Genomic DNA, 19,156 nt, shown 5'->3' on the forward strand with positions numbered 1-19,156 from the left:
TTCATCAATCTTAGCAAAGCTGAAGAGTTTACTCGTCTAGGAAGCTACGCAGAGTTTCTGAACGGCTAGGGTGACGAAGTTTACGCAGAGCTTTGGCTTCGATCTGACGAATACGCTCACGTGTTACGTCAAATTGCTTACCCACCTCTTCTAGAGTGTGGTCAGTGTTCATATCGATACCGAAACGCATGCGTAGTACTTTCGCTTCACGCGGTGTAAGACCCGCAAGAACGTCTTTGGTTGCTACTTTTAGACTGCCTGCTGTTGCAGAGTCTAGTGGTAGCTCAAGCGTCGTATCTTCAATGAAATCACCTAGATGCGAATCTTCGTCATCACCGATTGGTGTTTCCATTGAGATCGGCTCTTTGGCGATCTTCAATACTTTACGGATTTTGTCTTCCGGCATTTGCATGCGTTCAGCCAACTCTTCCGGTAGCGGCTCACGACCCATCTCTTGCAGCATTTGACGAGAGATGCGGTTAAGCTTGTTGATCGTTTCGATCATGTGTACTGGGATACGAATCGTACGAGCTTGGTCTGCGATTGAGCGAGTGATTGCCTGACGAATCCACCATGTCGCGTAAGTCGAGAACTTGTAACCACGACGGTATTCGAACTTATCTACCGCTTTCATCAGACCGATGTTACCTTCTTGGATTAGATCCAAGAACTGTAAACCACGGTTGGTGTATTTCTTCGCGATAGAGATTACTAGACGTAAGTTCGCCTCAACCATCTCTTTCTTCGCTCGGCGAGCTTTCGCTTCACCGATAGACATACGACGGCTGATGTCTTTGATGTTCTGAACCGTTAGTGATGTCTCTTCTTCGATCACTTTCAGTTTCGCGATAGAGCGACGGATGTCGTCTTCGCTGCGACGAATCTTTTCAGCGTATGGCTTATCAGAAGATAGGATTTCGTCTAGCCATGCTTCGCTTGACTCATTGCCAGTGAATAGAGTGATGAACGATTTCTTCGGCATCTTGCCGTACTCAACAGACGCTTTCATGATTAAGCGTTCTTGAGTACGCACACGTTCCATAGAAGTGCGTAGCTCTTCAACTAGGTAGTCGAACTGTTTAGGCGTTAGACGGAACTCTTTGAATACGTCGATAACCATCTCATGAGCCAGTGTCGCTTTCGGGCTTTCGTTGCCGTACTCGTTACAAGCAAGCTGGTAGTTCTGGAATGTGTTACGTAAAGCCGTGAACTTCTCTAGAGCAAGCTCAGGATCGATGCCTGTATCTTCCTCTTCTTCTTCATTGTCCTCAGACTCTTCCGCGTCTTCTTCTTCAGCATCTTCATCTTCAAGATCTGATTCAGCAAGCTCAGAACCGATGTGAGTTGCTGTTGGAGCAGCTGTCTCATCAGCGTCTGGGTCTACAAAGCCTGTGATTAGGTCAGTTAGACGTAGCTCTTCAGCTTGAACTTTGTCAAATTGCTCAAGAATGTATGGGATAGTACCTGGATACTCCGCCACTGAGTTTTGAACTTGGTTGATACCATCTTCAATACGTTTTGCAATATCGATCTCGCCTTCACGAGTCAATAGCTCAACGGTACCCATTTCACGCATGTACATACGTACTGGGTCAGTAGTGCGGCCGATTTCGTTCTCTACGCTTGAAAGCGCAGCAGCAGCAGCTTCAGCTGCATCTTCATCGGTAATTGTATCGTCATCGTTCAGCGCTAGATCATCAGCATCTGGAGCAGTTTCTACTACTCGAATGCCCATGTCGTTAATCATCTGAATGATATCTTCGACCTGCTCTGAATCGACGATTTCTGCTGGCAGGTGGTCGTTTACTTCTGCGTAGGTCAGATAGCCTTGTTCCTTGCCTTTAATGACAAGTTGTTTTAGCTGTGACTGCGGATTTTGATCCATAGACGGTATCCAACTTAGTATCTGGTGAAGGAATTAGTATGCGAGTTGCAAACCACACATCTTAACAAATTTATTTATTGCTGACTATTCGAACAGGGTTACGCTTTTAAATCTAGCATCAAAGCTAGCAGCTCCCTTCTTTCTTCGGTTGATAAACCGACACTTCTTTCTCTGGCCTGCAGGTTTTCAATTTGCTTTTCGACGCATTGGGCAAGAATCTTGTCCAATGAATCTAAAAATATATCTTGTTGATTATCTTCGTCGAGGGGGATTTCCCACCCAGCGAGACGAGATAAAAGTGCCTCATGGCTACTATTTCGCCAGCGTTCTAATAACTGACCCATAGTGATATTGGGATGCTGATGACAATAATCAAGCACCTCAACAAATAAACTTAGTCCCGGTACTGTTAACTCTCTCACAGTAGAGAGGTCTGGCACCATTTCAGCATAGCTCGGATTTTGAATAAGCAAAGCGATCACTTCGCGCATAGGCGTACGTTTGATCTCTTTATGCGGTTGAGGTCGAGTTTCGCTGGTTTTCTTACGTGTCTGGCGTAGACGATTGTCAAAGCCGGTACGCTCATCCAATAGTTTTTCGAGCAGTTCTTGGAAGTAAGGATCTGGAATTTTATCAATCAATGCACTGGCATGAGCTCGAAGTGCGGATTTACCTTCATTGCTTCCAAGATTTAGATTGTGAATTTCAATCAAGTTGTCGAACAAGTAGCTCGAAAGCGGCGTTGCTTGTTCTATTTGTTGTTCAAATGCTTCTTTGCCGTACTTACGGACATAGCTGTCTGGGTCTTCACCATCGGGTAAGAACAAGAATTTAAGCGTATTGCCGGTTTTTAGGTATTGCAGTGCGTTCTCTAACGCTCGCCATGCGGCTTCTTTACCTGCTCGGTCACCATCGTAGCAACAAACCACGGTATTGGTCTGACGGAACAGCAGCTGAATATGATCACCTGTAGTTGAAGTACCCAGTGAGGCAACTGAATAATCGACGCCATACTGCGCTAGAGCAACCACATCCATGTAGCCTTCCACAACTAGGATTTGCGTAGGCTCGCGGTAGGCTTGCATAACTTCATACAAGCCGTACAACTCTTTACCTTTGTGGAAAATAGGCGTTTCAGGTGAGTTAAGGTATTTCGGCGTACCGTCACCAATCACTCGACCACCAAAGCCAATCACTCGTCCACGGCGATCGCGAATCGGGAACATAACACGACCACGGAAACGGTCGTAGCGGTTACCTTTGTCATTCTCAATCAGCATACCGCCAGAGACTAGCATCTCTTGCGTTTGCGGTGTTTGACCAAAGTTCTTGCGTACAAGATCCCATTCATCGGCTACATAGCCAATACCAAACTTCTGTACGATTTGACCAGACAAGCCACGCTCTTTGAGATAATCAATCGCGACTTTGCTTTTAGGCTGCTTAAGTTGGTCACGGTAGAACTGACCAATGCTGCCCATCAAGTCATACAGATTTCGTTTCTGCTCAGAGTTAGCTTTGGGTTGGTTGGATTGAAAGTTGCCGCCTTGGCGTTGCTCTCGCGGAACTTCCAAGCCTAAGTAAGAAGCCAATTCTTCAATCGCTTCAACAAAATCGAGGCGTTCATACTCCATCATAAAGTCGATGGCGTTACCGTGTACGCCACAGCCAAAACAGTGATAGAACTGCTTTTCTTGAGAAACGCTAAATGATGGGGTCTTTTCGTTATGGAATGGGCAACAAGCGCCGTAGTTTTTGCCTTTTTTCTTAAGTTTTACGCGAGCGTCAATAATGTCGACGATATCAAGTCGAGCAAGGAGATCATCAATGAAACTTCGAGGGATGTGTCCTGCCATAAAACCTTAGAAAAATGCACTAACAATAAGAAAGGGTAGATACAAACAAGCCGCGCATTCCGAAGGATAGCACGGCTTGTTGCAATTGGGTTGGGTTATTAAGCCAGTTTAGCGCGAACTAAACCGCTAACTTTACCCATATCTGCGCGCCCTTGAATTTGAGGCTTAAGAACGCCCATCACTTTACCCATGTCTTGCATGCCCGCAGCACCAGATTCAGCAATTGCACAATCAATTAGCGCAGTGACTTCTTCGTCAGTAAGCGGTTGAGGCATAAAGTCCTCAAGTACAGTGATTTCAGCCTTCTCAGCATCTGCAAGATCTTGACGACCTGCTGATTCAAATTGAGCCACAGAGTCGCGACGTTGTTTAACCATTTTGGTCAACACAGCAAGAATGTCGTCTTCGCCCAGAGTGATCCGTTCGTCGACTTCACGTTGCTTAATTGCTGACAGAGCTAAACGAATAGTGCCAAGGCGCATTTTGTCCTTGGCTTTCATCGCTAATTTTTGCTCTTCTTTGAGTTTGTCAATCAGAGCCATAACTATAATCCTTTTGGACTTAGTTATTAGTACAGGCGAACGCGACGAGCGTTTTCGCGAGCTAGCTTCTTAGCGTGACGCTTTTGAGCTGCTGCTTTAGCGCGTTTGCGAACTGTAGTTGGTTTTTCGTAGTGCTCACGACGACGCACTTCAGAAAGGATACCTGCTTTTTCGCAAGAGCGTTTGAAACGACGTAGAGCAACGTCGAACGGTTCGTTTTCACGTACTTTAACTACTGGCATATGCCTTTCACCTCAGGGGTTAATTCGTTAATGCTGACTTCACAGTACTTAGCTTAGCAGCTAGGTCTACAATCAGCTTGATCAAAAATGGTGCGGAATTTTAATCTGATCACACTGGCTTTGTAAAGTATTTTGTTGGGTAGAGTTTGCACAAAATTTGTTTGAGAAGCGAAGGCGCGGTAAGATTGCGCCAATTTTGAATACTAGACAGAGACATCCAAGGTAAACCATGCGCATTATTGGTATCGAAACCTCTTGTGATGAAACAGGAATTGCTATTTACGATGATGAGAAAGGACTGCTTTCGCATCAATTATATAGTCAGGTAAAACTGCACGCTGATTATGGTGGTGTGGTGCCTGAGCTGGCTTCACGCGATCACGTTAAAAAGACGATTCCGTTAATTAAAGCGGCAATGGCTGAAGCGAGTCTGACGCCGAAAGATATTGATGGCGTCGCTTATACCGCGGGCCCGGGTCTGGTGGGAGCACTGCTGGTTGGTGCCACTATAGGTCGTAGTATTGCTTATGCTTGGGGTGTACCTGCTGTACCTGTTCACCATATGGAAGGGCATTTATTAGCCCCAATGCTTGAAGACAATCCGCCACCTTTCCCATTTGTTGCGGTCTTGGTTTCTGGTGGTCACTCGATGATGGTTGAAGTAAAAGGTATTGGCGAATACAAGATCCTTGGTGAGTCTATTGATGACGCGGCTGGTGAAGCATTCGATAAAACCGCTAAGTTAATGGGCTTAGATTACCCGGGAGGCCCTTTACTGTCTAAACTAGCGGAAAAAGGTACGCCTGGTCGCTTTAAGTTCCCACGTCCTATGACGGATCGCCCTGGACTCGATATGAGTTTCTCGGGTCTAAAGACGTTTACTGCCAATACCATTGCTGCCAATGGTGATGATGAGCAGACCCGCGCGGATATCGCGTTGGCGTTTGAAGAAGCTGTGTGTGCGACTCTAACGATCAAATGTAAGCGAGCGCTTGAGCAAACAGGTTTTAAGCGTATCGTGATTGCTGGGGGAGTAAGCGCCAACCGTCGTCTGCGCGCTGATCTTGAGCAGCTCGCAAAGAAAATCGGTGGCGAAGTTTACTACCCACGCACTGAGTTCTGTACAGATAATGGTGCAATGATCGCGTATGCAGGTATGCAGCGACTGAAAAATGGTGAAGTGGCCGATCTTTCGGTTCAAGCGACACCACGTTGGCCTATCGATCAACTAGAGCCAATTGCGGAATAAGAGCAGAGTCGCCTAGCAAGGCGACTTTTTTGTATCTAAGCTCCGAGCTGTTAACGATGTAAAAAGTGTTACGCTTCGGACTTTATAAAACAAATGGACAAATAGAGATGAATAAGTTTGCGATCGACGGACGTGAAATGGCGTACCAAGATATTGGTCAAGGTCCAGTGATTGTTCTTGGCCATAGCTATCTTTGGGATAGCGAGATGTGGGCGCCACAAGTCGCTGCATTGAGCCAAGATTACCGCTGTATCGTTCCAGAGCTATGGGCGCATGGCCAATCAGACTTTGCACCAGAGTCGACGCGTTCTTTAACGGATTACGCTAAGCAGATTGTGGCATTGATGGATCATCTTGATATCGAAACCTTCTCAATTGTTGGTCTGTCGGTGGGCGGTATGTGGGGCACTGAAGTGGTTAGTCTAGTACCACAACGCGTTCAGTCGCTAGTCTTAATGGATACTTTTGTTGGTCTAGAGCCTGAAGTTACCCATGCGAAATACTTCGGTATGCTCGATACCATCAGCCAGCTACAAGCGGTGCCAGAACCATTGGTTGAAGCGGTGACGCCACTGTTTTTTGCCAATAACGCACAGCAAGATAATCCAGAGTTGGTCGAGAGATTCACTGAGTCTTTGCGCAGCTTAAAAGGTGATAGAGCGGTTGAAGTCGCTCGTGTAGGGCGCATGGTATTTGGTCGTCGCGACCAAATTGAAGAGATCGAAAAATTCGCTCTACCGGTTTTGATTGCGGTAGGCCAAGAAGATAAACCTCGTCCGGTTCTAGAGTCATACTTGATGCACGATACTATTTCTGGCTCAGAGCTTATTCAGATTCCGAAAGCGGGTCATATCTCTAATCTAGAGCAAGCGGATTTTGTGACTGAGATGCTTAAGAGCTTCTTAGAGCGCGTATACTCTTAATTAGACTAGAAAACCTCTATAAAGCCTCATAACTATGAGGCTTTATTCAATCCATTCTTCTTTTCACCTACTTTAGGTTCCGTTCCTTCAAATAGGCGCTTAATGTTTTGGTGATGACGGAAAATGATCAAGCAGCACAGCATGGCTACTGGCAGTGTGTATTGCGGCTTAACCATCCACGTATAAAACGGCGCAAGTAATACAGTGACAATCGCGGCCAGAGACGAGTAGCGGAACAAAAACGCGACGCTTAGCCAAGTAGCGATGATCATGCCTGTCAGATCTAATCCAATCGGAGCAATGGCGCCCAAGGCTGTCGCTACTCCTTTGCCGCCCTTAAAGTGAAAGAACAGCGGGTACATATGACCTAAGCAGGCGGCAATCGCGATAACGCCAAGAATGATAGGATCAATATCAAGGAAGTAACCGCCCCAGACAGGAATGGTGCCTTTCAGCATGTCACACAGAAGAACAGCAACCGCTGCTTTCTTGCCGCCAATTCTGAGTACGTTAGTCGCGCCAGGGTTGTTTGAGCCAACACCACGAGGATCCGGTAAACGCAGCACTCGACAAATAAGCACAGCACTCGATATCGAGCCTAGCAAATAGGCAAAGATGATCATGATCAGTGCTAGTGGGGTCATAGTAGAGTAACTCGTCCGAAACAGGTGTTAGCCAAGCAAGTAACTGATATCATATCGCGCCTGACGCTCTCAAACTACAAAATCAGTCTAGTTTGAGCTGCAAATAGTACGACTTTTTACTTAAATTGGGTATCCGACCTCTACAGGAAGCAACAGATGGACAAAGTATTTATTGAGCAACTCGAAGTGATTACTACGATTGGAGTGTACGATTGGGAGCAAGAGATTAAGCAAAAATTGGTGCTTGATATCGAGATGGCTCACGATAACCGCCCAGCAGGTAAAAGCGATGATGTGGTCGATGCGCTTGATTACGCTCAGGTTAGCCAAGCGGTGTTGTCTCATATCGAAGGTGGTCGATTCCTGTTAGTCGAACGTGTTGCTGAAGAAGTCGCTGAACTGATTATGTCTCGCTTCAATGTACCTTGGATCAAGATTCGTTTAACTAAGCCGGGAGCAGTCCCTCAGGCAGCAGGTGTGGGTGTGGTGATCGAAAGAGGCACTGCATGATCACTACCTATATAGGTATTGGCTCAAACATTGAAAGGCGCAAACATATCCAAGCCGCAATTGCTGAGTTGGGTGCGCTTGGTTGCGATATTCGTCTATCGACGATTTATGAGTGCGAGTCAATTGGCTTTGAGAGCAACGCCTTTTACAACCTTGTCGTAGAAATGAAAACATCGTTAACTTTAACGGAATTTTCACGACAGCTGCGTAAAATTGAGCTCAAATGGGGGCGAGCTGAGAACGCTGGCAAGTTTGAGCCTCGTACTGTCGATCTCGATATTATCTTGTTTGGTGATCAAACTTGTTCATCTAAGCCTGAGATACCGCGTGGTGATATTTTTAAATATGCCTTTGTTCTCAAGCCACTGTTTGAGCTTTGTCCGCAATTAGTTGTCCCTCAAGATGGGCGGACGATTGAACAAATTTGGCAACAAGCCTCGTTTGATACTGATTTAGAAGCCATTCCCTTATGGTTTAACTAAGGTCACAAGACCTGAAGACGTTATGAGATTTTAATGAGTTATTTTGAAGCTTTTGTTCTTGCTTTGATTCAAGGACTAACCGAATTTTTGCCTATTTCTAGTTCTGCGCATCTGATTCTGCCATCGGCCGTTCTGGGCTGGGAAGACCAAGGGCTAGCATTTGATGTTGCAGTGCACGTTGGTACTTTAGCTGCGGTGGTGATCTATTTCCGCAAGGAAGTGATCAGCTTACTCTCAGCATTCTTAGGTTCGATTTTCAAAGGCGAGCGCAGCAAAGAAGCTAAGTTAGCATGGATGATTATTTTGGCGACCATTCCAGCCTGTGTGTTTGGCTTGCTGATGAAAGACATTATCGAGCTGTATTTACGTAGTGCTTGGGTAATTGCGACGACAACAATCGTATTTGGCTTACTGCTTTGGTATGTCGATAAAAACTCCAAGTTAGCCGATGATGAGTATCAAGCAGATTGGAAGAAAGCGTTGTTTATTGGTATCGCTCAAGCAATGGCGATGATCCCAGGCACGTCTCGTTCTGGTGCAACTATCACTGCGGCTCTGTATCTTGGTTTTACCCGTGAAGCGGCGGCTCGTTTTTCGTTTCTAATGTCGATTCCAATCATCTTGTTAGCGGGCGGTTATCTAGGCCTTAAGCTAGTCACGAGTGGTGAACCTATCCACTTAGGCTTTTTGCTAACAGGGATTGTGACTTCTTTTATTAGTGCCTACATCTGTATCCACTTCTTCTTGAAGCTTATTTCGCGCATGGGTATGACACCATTTGTTATCTACCGTTTGATTTTAGGTGTTGGCTTGTTTGCGTTTTTAATGATGAACTAAGTCTTTCAAACAGATACACAATCTTTACTAAGACCACATAGTCCAATCTCGCTTGAACCGCGACATTGTGATATATATGTGGTCTTTCTTTATCTCTCTTCTTTGATTGACGGTATGCGGATTTTTGCACTGACCCTAACCTTAGTTTTAGGCTGGCTACAATTTGAACTGTGGTTCGGCAAAAATGGTATTTCCGATTTTCAGGCCGTGAATGCTGAAACCCAAGTTCAGCACCAAGTGAATGGCAACTTAAAAACTCGCAATGATGAAATGTTTGCGGAGATCGATGATTTACGCCAAGGGCTTGATGCGATTGAAGAACGTGCTCGCCATGAGCTTGGTATGATCAAAGAAGGGGAAACTTTCTATCGTATCGTTGGAGAGGACAATTAAATGTCTTCGACCCGTCAAATGTCTGTGGTAGCTGTTGTCCCTGCCGCTGGTGTAGGGAGTCGCATGAAAGCGGACCGCCCTAAGCAGTACCTTCAGATCCAAGGTCATACAGTATTAGAGCATACTGTTGAAAAACTTTTGCTCCATCCTATGGTCAATAAAGTTGTCGTCGCAATTACAGACGGTGACCCATACTATCCAGAACTTTCATTAGCAGAGAATCCGAATGTTATTCGAGTGCCGGGTGGTAAAGAACGGGCAGATTCCGTGTTATCCGCTTTGCAGTACATCGAGCAAAATCAACTCGCCGAATGGGCGCTAGTACATGATGCGGCGCGGCCATGTTTCGCGCTGGAAGATGTCGATCGTTTGATGACAGAAGCCGATAACAATCAGTTAGGCGGTATTCTTGCGGCGCCAGTACGAGACACGATGAAACGAGCGGATAGTGAGCAAAATATTGATCATACTGTCGAAAGAGAAGCACTGTGGCACGCACTTACTCCACAACTGTTTAAAACTCAGCCGCTAACAGAAGCATTGACGAAGGCGCTCGCAAGTGGTGTTGCTATCACTGATGAAGCGTCAGCAATGGAATGGTTAGGAGAAAAGCCCGCCTTAGTTCAAGGTCGCGCTGACAATATAAAAATAACCCAACCAGAAGATTTAGCGTTAGCTGAGTTTTATCTAAATAGAAACAAAGGATAACTCATGATTCGAATTGGCCATGGCTTTGATGTGCATAAATTTGGTGGCGAAGGCCCGGTTATAATTGGTGGTGTTGACGTTCCATATGAGCAAGGGCTGATTGCCCACTCGGACGGTGACGTCGCTCTGCACGCATTGTGTGACGCATTGCTAGGTGCAATCGCTGCTGGTGATATTGGTCGTCATTTCCCTGATACTGATGACAAGTGGAAAGGAGCCAATAGCCGAGATTTATTACGCGATGTTTACCGTCGAGTGCGAGAACAAGGCTATATTCTTGGTAATGCTGACGTTACGATCATGGCGCAGGCACCTAAAATGGCGCCGCATATTGAGTCTATGTGTCAGGTGATTGCCCAAGATCTGGAAACAGATATCGGTAATGTGAACGTGAAAGCAACGACGACTGAGCGTTTGGGTTTCACTGGGCGCAAAGAAGGTATTGCAACTGCAGCGGTTGTGGTGCTGATTAAAGAATAACTAGATTACTGGTTGGCTTGAATTGTTTTGGCTGCCAAGTAACGGAAAAAACTATGTCTGATATTTTATCTCCATTGGCTTACTTAAATGGTAAGCCAGTAGCAAAGGGCAAGCTAAAAGTTGAGCCTGAGCATTTTCAAGTCAACGAAAATTTAGGTTTTGACTTCACTGGTAGCGGCGAACACCTTATGGTGCGTATCCGTAAAACGGGTGAAAATACTAGCTTTGTCGCTAACGAATTAGCCAAAGCATGCGGTGTCAAATCTAAAGATGTGAGCTGGGCTGGCCTTAAAGACCGCCATGCCGTCACAGAGCAGTGGCTGAGTGTCCATTTGCCAAAAGGAGACATGCCAGACTTTAGTGCTTTCCTCGCCCAATATCCGAGTATTGAAATACTAGCAACAGACAGACATAACAAGAAGTTGCGCCCGGGTGACTTGGTTGGAAATGAATTTACGCTGACCATCACTGAAGTGAGCGATGTGCAAGATGTAGTGTCACGTTTAGAGTCTGTGGCGAAAACAGGGGTGCCAAACTATTTTGGTAGCCAACGCTTTGGTAATCAAGGTAATAACCTTAACGAAGCTCGTCGTTGGGGGCGAGAGAACGTCCGCACTCGCAACCAGAACAAACGTAGCCTTTATTTGTCTGCTGCACGATCTTGGATCTTCAACTCGATTCTATCAGAGCGTATTGAGAAAGACCTTTTCGCTCAGCCAGTGATGGGAGACATCGTTTTGCAAGGTAATGAGCGAGTGACTATCACTCAGGACAATCTAGCCAGTGTGACGGAGCAATTGAGTTTAGGCCAAGCGAAAATTACTGCCGCAATGGCGGGCGACAATGCTTTACCGACTTTAGAACAAGCTCTTGAGCTTGAGCAGCCGCATTTGGATGCAGAGCCTGATCTTATGGCTTTGATTCGTGGTAATCGCATGCGTCATGAGCGACGTGAGATTTCATTAATGCCTCAAGACCTCACTTGGGAAGTTAATGGTGACCAAGTGACTTTGAAGTTCTCTTTAGATGCAGGCTGTTTTGCGACTGCCATTGTTCGAGAGCTAATTGAAGAGGTCGAAGTGGAGCGTCACTATCAATGAATGATAAGCCACTAAAAATCTTAATTAGTAACGATGATGGTGTTCATGCAGAAGGGATTCATGCCTTAGCCGATTCATTAAGAGATATGGCAGAGGTGACTATCGTTGCGCCTGACCGTAACCGCTCTGGTGCTTCTAACTCATTAACGTTAGAACAGCCCTTACGTGTGACTGAAATTTCACCAAAGATTTTTTCAGTTCAAGGGACACCAACGGACTGTGTCCACTTTGCGCTCAATGAGTTGATGAAAGATGACTTGCCTGATCTGGTACTGGCCGGAATTAACCACGGTGCTAACTTAGGTGATGATGTGCTTTATTCGGGGACTGTCGCAGCAGCAATGGAAGGCCATTTTCTGGGCGTACAAGCGATAGCATTTTCGCTGGTGGGCAAGCATCACTTTGCAACTGCAGCAGCCATTGCGCGCGAGTTAGTCTCTCAGCATGCCGCCAAACCTATTCCAACCAACAGGCTTCTCAACGTTAATATTCCAGATGTTGAGCTTTCTCAGCTCAAAGGAACTCAGGTGACTCGACTGGGTGCGCGCCATCACGCTGAAGCAATGATTAAGCAGAAAGATCCTCGTGGTCATGATATTTATTGGTTAGGTCCTCCTGGTAAAGAGCAAGATGCTGGAGAGGGGACGGATTTCTTTGCGATTGAGCAAGGCCACGTATCAGTAACACCGCTGCAAGTTGACCTGACGGCGCATGAATCTCTGACAAGTATGGATAACTGGTTAAAGGAACAATAAGAATGGTAAACCCACATGCTGACAGATTAATCGACTTTCTTGTCGCGAGTGGCATTCAAGATCAGAAAGTGCTCGATGCTATTTATCGTTTACCGAGAGAGCAATTTGTCTCTCAAGCGATGATGCATCAAGCATACGACAACAATGCATTGCCGATTGGGCAAGGGCAAACCATCTCTCAGCCTTATATCGTCGCCAAGATGACTGAGATATTGGGTCTAACGAGGCAGAGTAAAGTCCTTGAAGTGGGCACAGGCTCTGGCTATCAAACCGCTGTATTAGCCCAACTAGTCGATCATGTATTTTCGATTGAGCGTATTAAAGCGCTGCAATGGGAAGCCAAACGTCGACTGAAACAGCTTGATATCTACAATGTTTCGACCAAGCATGGTGACGGATGGCAAGGATGGGCAGCAAAAGCCCCATTCGATGCGATTATTGTTACCGCAGCAGCAGAATCAGTACCCGCGGCATTACTTGCTCAGTTAGCTGAGGGCGGCGTTATGGTGATTCCTGTCGGGAACGAAGAACAGCAATTGTTGAAGATTACCCGTAACGGTGACGATTATCTCTCCGAAGTGATAGAGATGGTGCGGTTTGTTCCTTTGGTTGCAGGTGATCTGGCATAAAGATGAAGCAGCAGTCTTACTTTCTTCTGGTATTAGCCTTGTGCAGCGTATTGATTGGATGCGCGGCGCATACTCCTGCGCCAGTGACCGGATTGAAAAAAGACTACAGCTCAGTATCAAGAGGTAGCTATCGAGGTAGTTACTACCAAGTTGAAAAAGGCGATACGCTGTATTTTATAGCCTATGTCACAGACAAGGATGTAAAAGAAATCATTAGTTACAATGGTTTGAAAGCCCCTTATACCATCTATCCAGGACAAAAGTTAAAGCTATGGCAGCCCGCTTATACCGCACCAGCGTACGGTGGTACTGGGGCGGGCGCTGTTTTCGCTGCGGCAAGCACGCCATCTACCCCAAGCAATAAGTCAAGTTCGAGCAAAAACTCGAATCAAAAGGTTAACTCAACTCAAGCTCAGAAAGATCACAAAACGGCGAAAAAAGATCCTCCAAAGAAGGTTGATCAATCGAAATCAAAGGAGTATGTTGGTTCTACAGGTAAACAAAATGTTAACAAAACTGTTAGCAAACCAGCTACCAACAACAATAAAATTTCCAAGTGGTTATGGCCAACAAAAGGGAGAGTAATCAAAAACTTTTCTGCTGGAGATCAAGGGAATAAAGGTATTGATATCGCAGGACAGCGGGGTCAATCCATCGTATCAACAGCAGGTGGCACCGTCGTTTATTCAGGCAATGCGCTACGTGGTTACGGTAATCTCGTGATTATAAAACATAACGACAATTACCTCAGTGCATATGCACATAATGATCGGTTGCTAGTACACGAAGGACAAAGTGTAAAAGCAGGCCAAAAGATTGCAACAATGGGCAGCTCAGGAACAAGCAGCGTTCGTTTGCACTTTGAAATTCGCTATCAAGGTAAGTCAGTAAATCCAAAACGCTACTTACCGTAAATTTACTGTTAGGTAAAATAGCGACATTAGACGTAGTAATGTCTTGCTAGCTCGCCAGGGGGAGGCGCTATGAGTATCAGCAATACAGCAACGAAAGTCGAAGAATTCGAAATCGGTCAAGAAACAACGGAAACGTTTCAAGCCGTAGAATCCGCAAAACCCGCACAAGAAACCAAAGAAGAGTTTGATGCATCGACCAAAAGTCTTGATGCCACCCAGCTTTACTTAGGTGAAATTGGCTTTTCTCCACTACTTACCGCTGAAGAAGAAGTTCTGTATGCGCGCCGTGCCCTGCGAGGTGACGAAGCTGCGCGTAAACGAATGATCGAAAGTAACCTTCGCTTAGTAGTGAAAATCTCACGTCGATACAGCAACCGTGGCCTAGCGCTTCTTGATCTTATTGAAGAAGGGAATCTAGGATTGATCCGTGCGGTTGAAAAGTTCGACCCAGAGCGTGGTTTCAGATTCTCTACCTACGCAACATGGTGGATTCGCCAAACCATTGAACGTGCATTAATGAATCAAACTCGCACGATTCGATTACCTATTCACGTCGTCAAAGAGCTTAATATTTACCTGCGTACCGCTCGTGAGCTTTCACAAAAACTTGACCATGAGCCTACTGCAGAAGAGATTGCGACTCAGCTAGATAAGCCAGTTGATGATGTGAGTAAAATGCTCCGCCTTAATGAACGCATCAGTTCTGTTGATACACCCATTGGTGGTGATGGTGAAAAGGCTCTGCTGGATATCATTCCAGATATTAATAACTCAGACCCTGAAGTCTCAACTCAAGATGACGACATCAAAAACTCTCTAATCCATTGGTTAGATGAGCTTAATCCAAAGCAAAAAGAAGTCTTAGCGCGTCGCTTTGGCCTACTTGGCTACGAGCCATCAACTCTTGAAGAGGTCGGTCGCGAGATTAATCTTACTCGTGAACGTGTTCGTCAGATACAGGTAGAAGGTTTACGTCGCCTACGAGAGATATTGATCAAGCAGGGACTAAATATGGAAAACCTATTTAGTGTCACTGAAGATTAATCTTCAAACTGATAGCAAAAAGCCTTGGAATTCCAAGGCTTTTTTGATCTTCTAGCTTTTGTACTTGCTACTGAGTTTTGAGAACAGGAAATACTTTGACTAGCTTGATGCGGTTCTCTTCAAGCTCAACGATCTCCATTGGATGACCAGAGACTTGCACACTGAGGTGGCTTTCCGGGATATCTTCCAAGTGTTCGAGAATCAATCCGTTCAGCGTTCTTGGCCCATCAGTAGGTAACGTCCACTTGAGTCCTTTGTTGATGTCTCGAATATTGGCGCTGCCCTCGATAAGGAAGCTACCATCACCTTGTGGGGTAATTTCATCAGATAAACTTGGTGCAATAGAAGTGGTAAACTCACCTACGATCTCTTCCAAGATATCTTCTAAAGTAATCAGGCCGATAATATCGCCGTACTCATCAACGATTAAACCAATGCGCTCTTTGTTGCGCTGAAACTTAAGTAGTTGCACGTTGAGTGGGGTGCTTTCCGGAATGAAGTAAACTTCATCGGCAGCACGAAGCAAGGTTTCCTTAGTAAACTCATTTTTCTCTAGCATTAAACGGTATGACTCGCGCAAACGCAGCATACCAACCACTTCATCAATTTGATCGCGGTATAAGACAACGCGGCCATGCGGAGAGTGAGTTAACTGACGTACGATAGATTTCCAGTCGTCATTGATATCAATACCTGTAATCTCATTACGTGGCACCATGATGTCATTTACCGTTACATGCTCTAAGTCGAGAATCGAGATCAACATATCTTGGTGGCGACGTGGAATCAGACTTCCTGCTTCATTGACGACAGTACGCAATTCTTCAGAGCTTAAGTGGTCGTCACCACCATGATCGGCTTTGATGCCGAGAAGGCGGATGAAACCGTTGGTGATAAAGTTAACCAAGATAACCAGCGGAGAAAGCACCTTCATCAAGATAGTCAGTACAACGCTGCTCGCGTATGACACTCTCTCAGGATAGAGGGCTGCAAGGGTTTTTGGCGTGACTTCGGCGAAGACCAGAATGACTAAGGTGAGCGTACCAGTTGCAATGGCGACACCTAAGTTACCAAACAATCGCATACCCAGAATGGTGGCGATTGCAGAAGCAAGAATATTGACAAGGTTGTTGCCGATGAGGATCAAACCTATCAAACGATCGGGGCGATCGAGCAGCTTTTCAACACGTTTAGCACCTTTGTGGCCTGTGTTGGCTAGGTGCTTGAGGCGGTATCGGTTCAGAGACATCATCCCTGTCTCGGAGCCTGAAAAATATCCTGAAATAACAATAAGACACGCGAGTAGCGCAAATAAGATACCCGTTGATATGTCGTCCAAAGCTTATCTTTTCCTTGTTATGTTTGGTTAATTTATGACCTAATTCTTAGGTTAAGTCAATTTTCCAAAAGAGAACTGAATATTGTAAAAGAAAGGTGCATTCGATGCACCTTTGTTGATACTAGTTAGCTAGCGAAGAATGATTTCTCGTACAAATCGGCTGCCAAAATAAGCTAGGGTCAGCAACGTGGCACCCGCAACGGCAAACCAAGTCACCTTCCTGCCGCGCCAGCCTTTCTGGTAGTGTCCCCAAAGCAGCACTGAATAGACAACCCACGCAATAAACGAAAGGATGCCTTTGTGCGCTTTGCCTTGAGCAAACATATCTTGGACAAAGATAAAGCCAGTCAGCAGTGTCCCTGTCAGTAGTAGATTACCAATTAAGATGATATTGAATAGCTGACGTTCAACCATTAATAGAGGTGGTAAGTTGGGGTTGATCGCTAAGGCTTTCTTGGTCTTGAGCTTATGGTCAAGCCATGCCAACTGTAAGGCGTACAAAGCACCAATGGTTAAAGTCGAGTAAGAGAACAGTGCCAAGGAGATATGAATCAGCAGCTTAGGGTCTTGCTCTAGATGAGTAATAAAAGTGCTTGGCAAAAATGCAGCCGCGACAAGATTCATTGCGGAAAAGCTGTACACCACTGGCAGCAAAAACCAGAGGCGAGTTTTTAACATCGCGCCACTCATGACTAAAGAGATAATAAAGCCGATTAATGAAGCGACATTCAGAATACTGAGGTTTTGCCCGGAGCTGCCTAAAATAAGATCGCTTAGCAACCACGCATGAAAAGCCAGCGCTAGAATGGCACTAACGAAGACTGTTTTTACGCGGATCCCTGTTTGATGTACAAGTCCCGGAACGATGGTTGCAATCGCTAATAGATAAAGTATGGCTGCAACAACGGCGATTAGGTTATCCATTATTCTCTAGAGCTGGTGAATTTTTAACAAATTATACCTTGCATCAACGGCTTGAGCTATGACTTATCTCGCTCATTTGCGTGACTTGAGATATCAAAAGTTATCTAGGCAGTGTCAAGCATGGGTTGGCTAAGGTATACTCATAGTAATTTTTCGCCAATATTGACGGGCGAGCCTCCTTGCACACCGTCTGGGTAAAGAGACTAAGATGTTTGAGAATTTAACGGATCGCTTATCCAAAACGCTGAAAAACATCAGCGGTAAAGGTCGTCTGACCGAAGACAATATTAAAGAGACGTTGCGTGAAGTGCGTATGGCGCTTCTTGAAGCTGACGTTGCTCTTCCGGTTGTACGTGAATTTATTAAGCGTATTAAAGAGAGCGCCGTTGGGGTAGAGGTTTCGAAATCTCTAACACCAGGCCAAGAGTTCATTAAGATCGTTCAAGCTGAGCTTGAAGCGGTGATGGGTGAGTCTAATGAAGCGCTTAACCTAGCGGCTCAGCCACCTGCTGTTGTATTAATGGCTGGTCTGCAGGGTGCAGGTAAAACGACTTCTGTTGGTAAGCTTTCAAAGCTATTAAAAGAGCGCGATAAGAAGAAAGTACTGGTTGTATCTGCCGACGTTTACCGTCCTGCGGCGATCAAACAGCTAGAAACACTGGCTTCAGATGTGGGTGTTGATTTCTTCCCATCTTCAGCTGATCAAAAGCCGATTGATATCGCTAATGCTGCCATCGACCACGCGAAGAAGAAATTCTACGACGTACTTCTTGTCGATACGGCGGGTCGCTTAGCGGTTGATGAGCAGATGATGGCTGAGATTCAAGAGCTGCATACTGCGATTAACCCTGTTGAGACTCTGTTTGTTGTCGATGCGATGACAGGTCAAGATGCGGCGAACACGGCCAAAGCTTTTGGTGATACGCTGCCTCTAACGGGTGTGGTTTTGACCAAAGTAGATGGTGATGCACGTGGTGGTGCAGCGCTGTCTGTTCGTCATATCACGGGCAAACCAATCAAATTCCTCGGTGTTGGTGAGAAAACCGACGCACTAGAACCGTTCCATCCGGATCGTGTCGCATCTCGTATTCTTGGTATGGGTGACGTACTGTCGCTTATCGAAGATCTGCAACGTAATGTTGACCAAGATAAAGCCGAGAAGCTGGCTAAGAAGTTTAAAGAGAAGAAAGGCTTTGACCTTGAAGACTTCCGTGAACAGCTTGGTCAGATGCAAAACATGGGCGGCATGATGGGGATGATGGACAAACTACCAGGCATGAGCAATTTACCGGACAACGTGAAAGACAAAGTTGACGATAAGATGTTCAAGCAGATGGAAGCGATCATCAACTCGATGACGATGAAAGAGCGTCAGCGCCCTGAGCTCATTAAAGGCTCACGTAAGAAACGTATTGCCGCAGGTTCTGGTACCCAAGTACAAGACGTTAATCGCCTGCTTAAACAGTTCACTCAGATGCAGAAGATGATGAAGAAAATGCAGAAAGGTGGCATGAAAGGCATGATGCGCAACATGCAAGGCATGATGGGTGGTATGGGCGGAATGGGAGGCGGTGGCTTCAATCCATTTGGACGCTAATTTCACCCAGCAACAAAAAATTCAAGGTGTTAGCTAAGTCACAAACTTAAATCTCATTTTATGGTGGTGAAAAAGTAGCTAAATGCCTTGCATTGCTCCGGAA

Annotated in this window: 21 protein-coding genes; 14 read left to right on the forward strand and 7 right to left on the reverse strand. The window is 45.7% G+C overall.

From position 1 onward, the window contains the following. Positions 1-28: 28 nt before the first annotated feature. The 4 genes from rpoD to rpsU form a co-directional block, all read right to left on the reverse strand. A complete protein-coding gene (gene rpoD, locus AC5O63_RS15310; protein ID WP_494505508.1) occupies positions 29-1,885 on the reverse strand; it encodes an RNA polymerase sigma factor RpoD in 1,857 nt (618 codons plus the stop codon). Positions 1,886-1,983: 98 nt separating this feature from the next. Continuing rightward, a complete protein-coding gene (dnaG, locus tag AC5O63_RS15315; protein WP_494505509.1) occupies positions 1,984-3,741 on the reverse strand; it encodes a DNA primase in 1,758 nt (585 codons plus the stop codon). A gap of 98 nt (positions 3,742-3,839) precedes the next feature. Further along, positions 3,840-4,283, reverse strand: a complete 444-nt coding sequence (locus AC5O63_RS15320; protein ID WP_494505510.1) for a GatB/YqeY domain-containing protein — start codon at positions 4,281-4,283, stop codon at positions 3,840-3,842. A 26-nt stretch (positions 4,284-4,309) separates the two neighbouring features. After that, the gene (gene rpsU / locus AC5O63_RS15325) at positions 4,310-4,525 is read right to left on the reverse strand and encodes a 30S ribosomal protein S21 (protein ID WP_001145625.1); all 216 of its coding nucleotides are present in this window, start codon (positions 4,523-4,525) and stop codon (positions 4,310-4,312) included. 229 nt (positions 4,526-4,754) lie between these two features. Here rpsU and tsaD point away from each other — a divergent pair, with 229 nt between their 5' ends. Both tsaD and AC5O63_RS15335 read left to right on the forward strand, forming a co-directional pair. Next, entirely contained in the window at positions 4,755-5,774 is a 1,020-nt protein-coding gene (gene tsaD / locus AC5O63_RS15330; protein WP_494505511.1) for a tRNA (adenosine(37)-N6)-threonylcarbamoyltransferase complex transferase subunit TsaD, read from the forward strand. A gap of 107 nt (positions 5,775-5,881) precedes the next feature. Continuing rightward, positions 5,882-6,697 carry an alpha/beta fold hydrolase gene (locus tag AC5O63_RS15335; protein WP_494505512.1) on the forward strand — a complete coding sequence of 272 codons (816 nt, stop codon included), beginning with the start codon at positions 5,882-5,884 and terminating at the stop codon, positions 6,695-6,697. A gap of 32 nt (positions 6,698-6,729) precedes the next feature. Here the strand turns inward: AC5O63_RS15335 and plsY are convergent, their stop codons facing one another. Next, positions 6,730-7,341 (reverse strand): glycerol-3-phosphate 1-O-acyltransferase PlsY, encoded by a 612-nt coding sequence (plsY, locus tag AC5O63_RS15340; protein ID WP_171324721.1) that lies wholly within the window; start codon positions 7,339-7,341, stop codon positions 6,730-6,732. Between the two features lie 156 nt (positions 7,342-7,497). Here plsY and folB point away from each other — a divergent pair, with 156 nt between their 5' ends. The 11 genes from folB (at position 7,498) to rpoS (ending at position 15,193) form a co-directional block, all read left to right on the forward strand. Further along, positions 7,498-7,851 carry a bifunctional dihydroneopterin aldolase/7,8-dihydroneopterin epimerase gene (gene folB / locus AC5O63_RS15345; RefSeq protein WP_004742579.1) on the forward strand — a complete coding sequence of 118 codons (354 nt, stop codon included), beginning with the start codon at positions 7,498-7,500 and terminating at the stop codon, positions 7,849-7,851. After that, the gene (gene folK / locus AC5O63_RS15350) at positions 7,848-8,333 is read left to right on the forward strand and encodes a 2-amino-4-hydroxy-6-hydroxymethyldihydropteridine diphosphokinase (RefSeq protein ID WP_494505513.1); all 486 of its coding nucleotides are present in this window, start codon (positions 7,848-7,850) and stop codon (positions 8,331-8,333) included. The genes folB and folK overlap by 4 nt, the downstream gene beginning before the upstream one ends. 33 nt (positions 8,334-8,366) lie before the next feature. Beyond that, positions 8,367-9,170: an undecaprenyl-diphosphate phosphatase gene (locus tag AC5O63_RS15355; RefSeq protein ID WP_171324717.1), complete on the forward strand. Its 804-nt coding sequence runs from the start codon at positions 8,367-8,369 to the stop codon at positions 9,168-9,170. 114 nt (positions 9,171-9,284) lie between these two features. Continuing rightward, positions 9,285-9,563 carry a cell division protein FtsB gene (gene ftsB / locus AC5O63_RS15360; protein WP_004742582.1) on the forward strand — a complete coding sequence of 93 codons (279 nt, stop codon included), beginning with the start codon at positions 9,285-9,287 and terminating at the stop codon, positions 9,561-9,563. After that, complete coding sequence (ispD, locus tag AC5O63_RS15365) at positions 9,564-10,271, forward strand: 2-C-methyl-D-erythritol 4-phosphate cytidylyltransferase (protein WP_054963194.1); 708 nt, start codon at positions 9,564-9,566, stop codon at positions 10,269-10,271. Positions 10,272-10,274: 3 nt separating this feature from the next. Then, positions 10,275-10,751, forward strand: coding sequence for a 2-C-methyl-D-erythritol 2,4-cyclodiphosphate synthase (ispF, locus tag AC5O63_RS15370; RefSeq protein ID WP_004742584.1), 477 nt, complete (start codon positions 10,275-10,277; stop codon positions 10,749-10,751). A gap of 53 nt (positions 10,752-10,804) precedes the next feature. Next, positions 10,805-11,851 carry a tRNA pseudouridine(13) synthase TruD gene (truD, locus tag AC5O63_RS15375; RefSeq protein ID WP_494505514.1) on the forward strand — a complete coding sequence of 349 codons (1,047 nt, stop codon included), beginning with the start codon at positions 10,805-10,807 and terminating at the stop codon, positions 11,849-11,851. Then, positions 11,848-12,606, forward strand: coding sequence for a 5'/3'-nucleotidase SurE (surE, locus tag AC5O63_RS15380; RefSeq protein ID WP_494505515.1), 759 nt, complete (start codon positions 11,848-11,850; stop codon positions 12,604-12,606). The genes truD and surE overlap by 4 nt, the downstream gene beginning before the upstream one ends. 2 nt (positions 12,607-12,608) lie before the next feature. Beyond that, complete coding sequence (locus AC5O63_RS15385; protein ID WP_239826767.1) at positions 12,609-13,235, forward strand: protein-L-isoaspartate(D-aspartate) O-methyltransferase; 627 nt, start codon at positions 12,609-12,611, stop codon at positions 13,233-13,235. A gap of 2 nt (positions 13,236-13,237) precedes the next feature. After that, positions 13,238-14,149, forward strand: coding sequence for a murein hydrolase activator NlpD (nlpD, locus tag AC5O63_RS15390; RefSeq protein WP_494505516.1), 912 nt, complete (start codon positions 13,238-13,240; stop codon positions 14,147-14,149). A gap of 69 nt (positions 14,150-14,218) precedes the next feature. Beyond that, on the forward strand, positions 14,219-15,193 hold the full coding sequence (rpoS, locus tag AC5O63_RS15395) for an RNA polymerase sigma factor RpoS (protein WP_004742589.1): 975 nt from the start codon (positions 14,219-14,221) through the stop codon (positions 15,191-15,193). A 67-nt stretch (positions 15,194-15,260) separates the two neighbouring features. On the opposite strand, the gene AC5O63_RS15400 is transcribed toward rpoS, so the two are convergent. Together AC5O63_RS15400 and AC5O63_RS15405 are read right to left on the reverse strand one after the other, a co-directional pair. After that, the gene (locus AC5O63_RS15400; RefSeq protein ID WP_239850746.1) at positions 15,261-16,532 is read right to left on the reverse strand and encodes an HlyC/CorC family transporter; all 1,272 of its coding nucleotides are present in this window, start codon (positions 16,530-16,532) and stop codon (positions 15,261-15,263) included. 129 nt (positions 16,533-16,661) lie between these two features. Then, positions 16,662-17,456, reverse strand: a complete 795-nt coding sequence (locus tag AC5O63_RS15405) for a cytochrome C assembly family protein (protein ID WP_004742591.1) — start codon at positions 17,454-17,456, stop codon at positions 16,662-16,664. Between the two features lie 208 nt (positions 17,457-17,664). On the opposite strand from AC5O63_RS15405, the gene ffh reads away from it, so the two are divergent. Beyond that, positions 17,665-19,053 carry a signal recognition particle protein gene (ffh, locus tag AC5O63_RS15410; RefSeq protein WP_004742592.1) on the forward strand — a complete coding sequence of 463 codons (1,389 nt, stop codon included), beginning with the start codon at positions 17,665-17,667 and terminating at the stop codon, positions 19,051-19,053. Positions 19,054-19,156 lie beyond the last annotated feature (103 nt).

The organism is Vibrio sp. SCP2 (assembly GCF_059295395.1).

Coding starts and splice junctions, on each gene's coding strand:
- rpoD (WP_494505508.1), bottom strand. CDS start 1,885: ATGGATCAAAATCCGCAGTCACAGCTAAAACAACTTGTCATTAAAGGC.
- dnaG (WP_494505509.1), bottom strand. CDS start 3,741: ATGGCAGGACACATCCCTCGAAGTTTCATTGATGATCTCCTTGCTCGA.
- AC5O63_RS15320 (WP_494505510.1), bottom strand. CDS start 4,283: ATGGCTCTGATTGACAAACTCAAAGAAGAGCAAAAATTAGCGATGAAA.
- rpsU (WP_001145625.1), bottom strand. CDS start 4,525: ATGCCAGTAGTTAAAGTACGTGAAAACGAACCGTTCGACGTTGCTCTA.
- tsaD (WP_494505511.1), top strand. CDS start 4,755: ATGCGCATTATTGGTATCGAAACCTCTTGTGATGAAACAGGAATTGCT.
- AC5O63_RS15335 (WP_494505512.1), top strand. CDS start 5,882: ATGAATAAGTTTGCGATCGACGGACGTGAAATGGCGTACCAAGATATT.
- plsY (WP_171324721.1), bottom strand. CDS start 7,341: ATGACCCCACTAGCACTGATCATGATCATCTTTGCCTATTTGCTAGGC.
- folB (WP_004742579.1), top strand. CDS start 7,498: ATGGACAAAGTATTTATTGAGCAACTCGAAGTGATTACTACGATTGGA.
- folK (WP_494505513.1), top strand. CDS start 7,848: ATGATCACTACCTATATAGGTATTGGCTCAAACATTGAAAGGCGCAAA.
- AC5O63_RS15355 (WP_171324717.1), top strand. CDS start 8,367: ATGAGTTATTTTGAAGCTTTTGTTCTTGCTTTGATTCAAGGACTAACC.
- ftsB (WP_004742582.1), top strand. CDS start 9,285: ATGCGGATTTTTGCACTGACCCTAACCTTAGTTTTAGGCTGGCTACAA.
- ispD (WP_054963194.1), top strand. CDS start 9,564: ATGTCTTCGACCCGTCAAATGTCTGTGGTAGCTGTTGTCCCTGCCGCT.
- ispF (WP_004742584.1), top strand. CDS start 10,275: ATGATTCGAATTGGCCATGGCTTTGATGTGCATAAATTTGGTGGCGAA.
- truD (WP_494505514.1), top strand. CDS start 10,805: ATGTCTGATATTTTATCTCCATTGGCTTACTTAAATGGTAAGCCAGTA.
- surE (WP_494505515.1), top strand. CDS start 11,848: ATGAATGATAAGCCACTAAAAATCTTAATTAGTAACGATGATGGTGTT.
- AC5O63_RS15385 (WP_239826767.1), top strand. CDS start 12,609: ATGGTAAACCCACATGCTGACAGATTAATCGACTTTCTTGTCGCGAGT.
- nlpD (WP_494505516.1), top strand. CDS start 13,238: ATGAAGCAGCAGTCTTACTTTCTTCTGGTATTAGCCTTGTGCAGCGTA.
- rpoS (WP_004742589.1), top strand. CDS start 14,219: ATGAGTATCAGCAATACAGCAACGAAAGTCGAAGAATTCGAAATCGGT.
- AC5O63_RS15405 (WP_004742591.1), bottom strand. CDS start 17,456: ATGGATAACCTAATCGCCGTTGTTGCAGCCATACTTTATCTATTAGCG.
- ffh (WP_004742592.1), top strand. CDS start 17,665: ATGTTTGAGAATTTAACGGATCGCTTATCCAAAACGCTGAAAAACATC.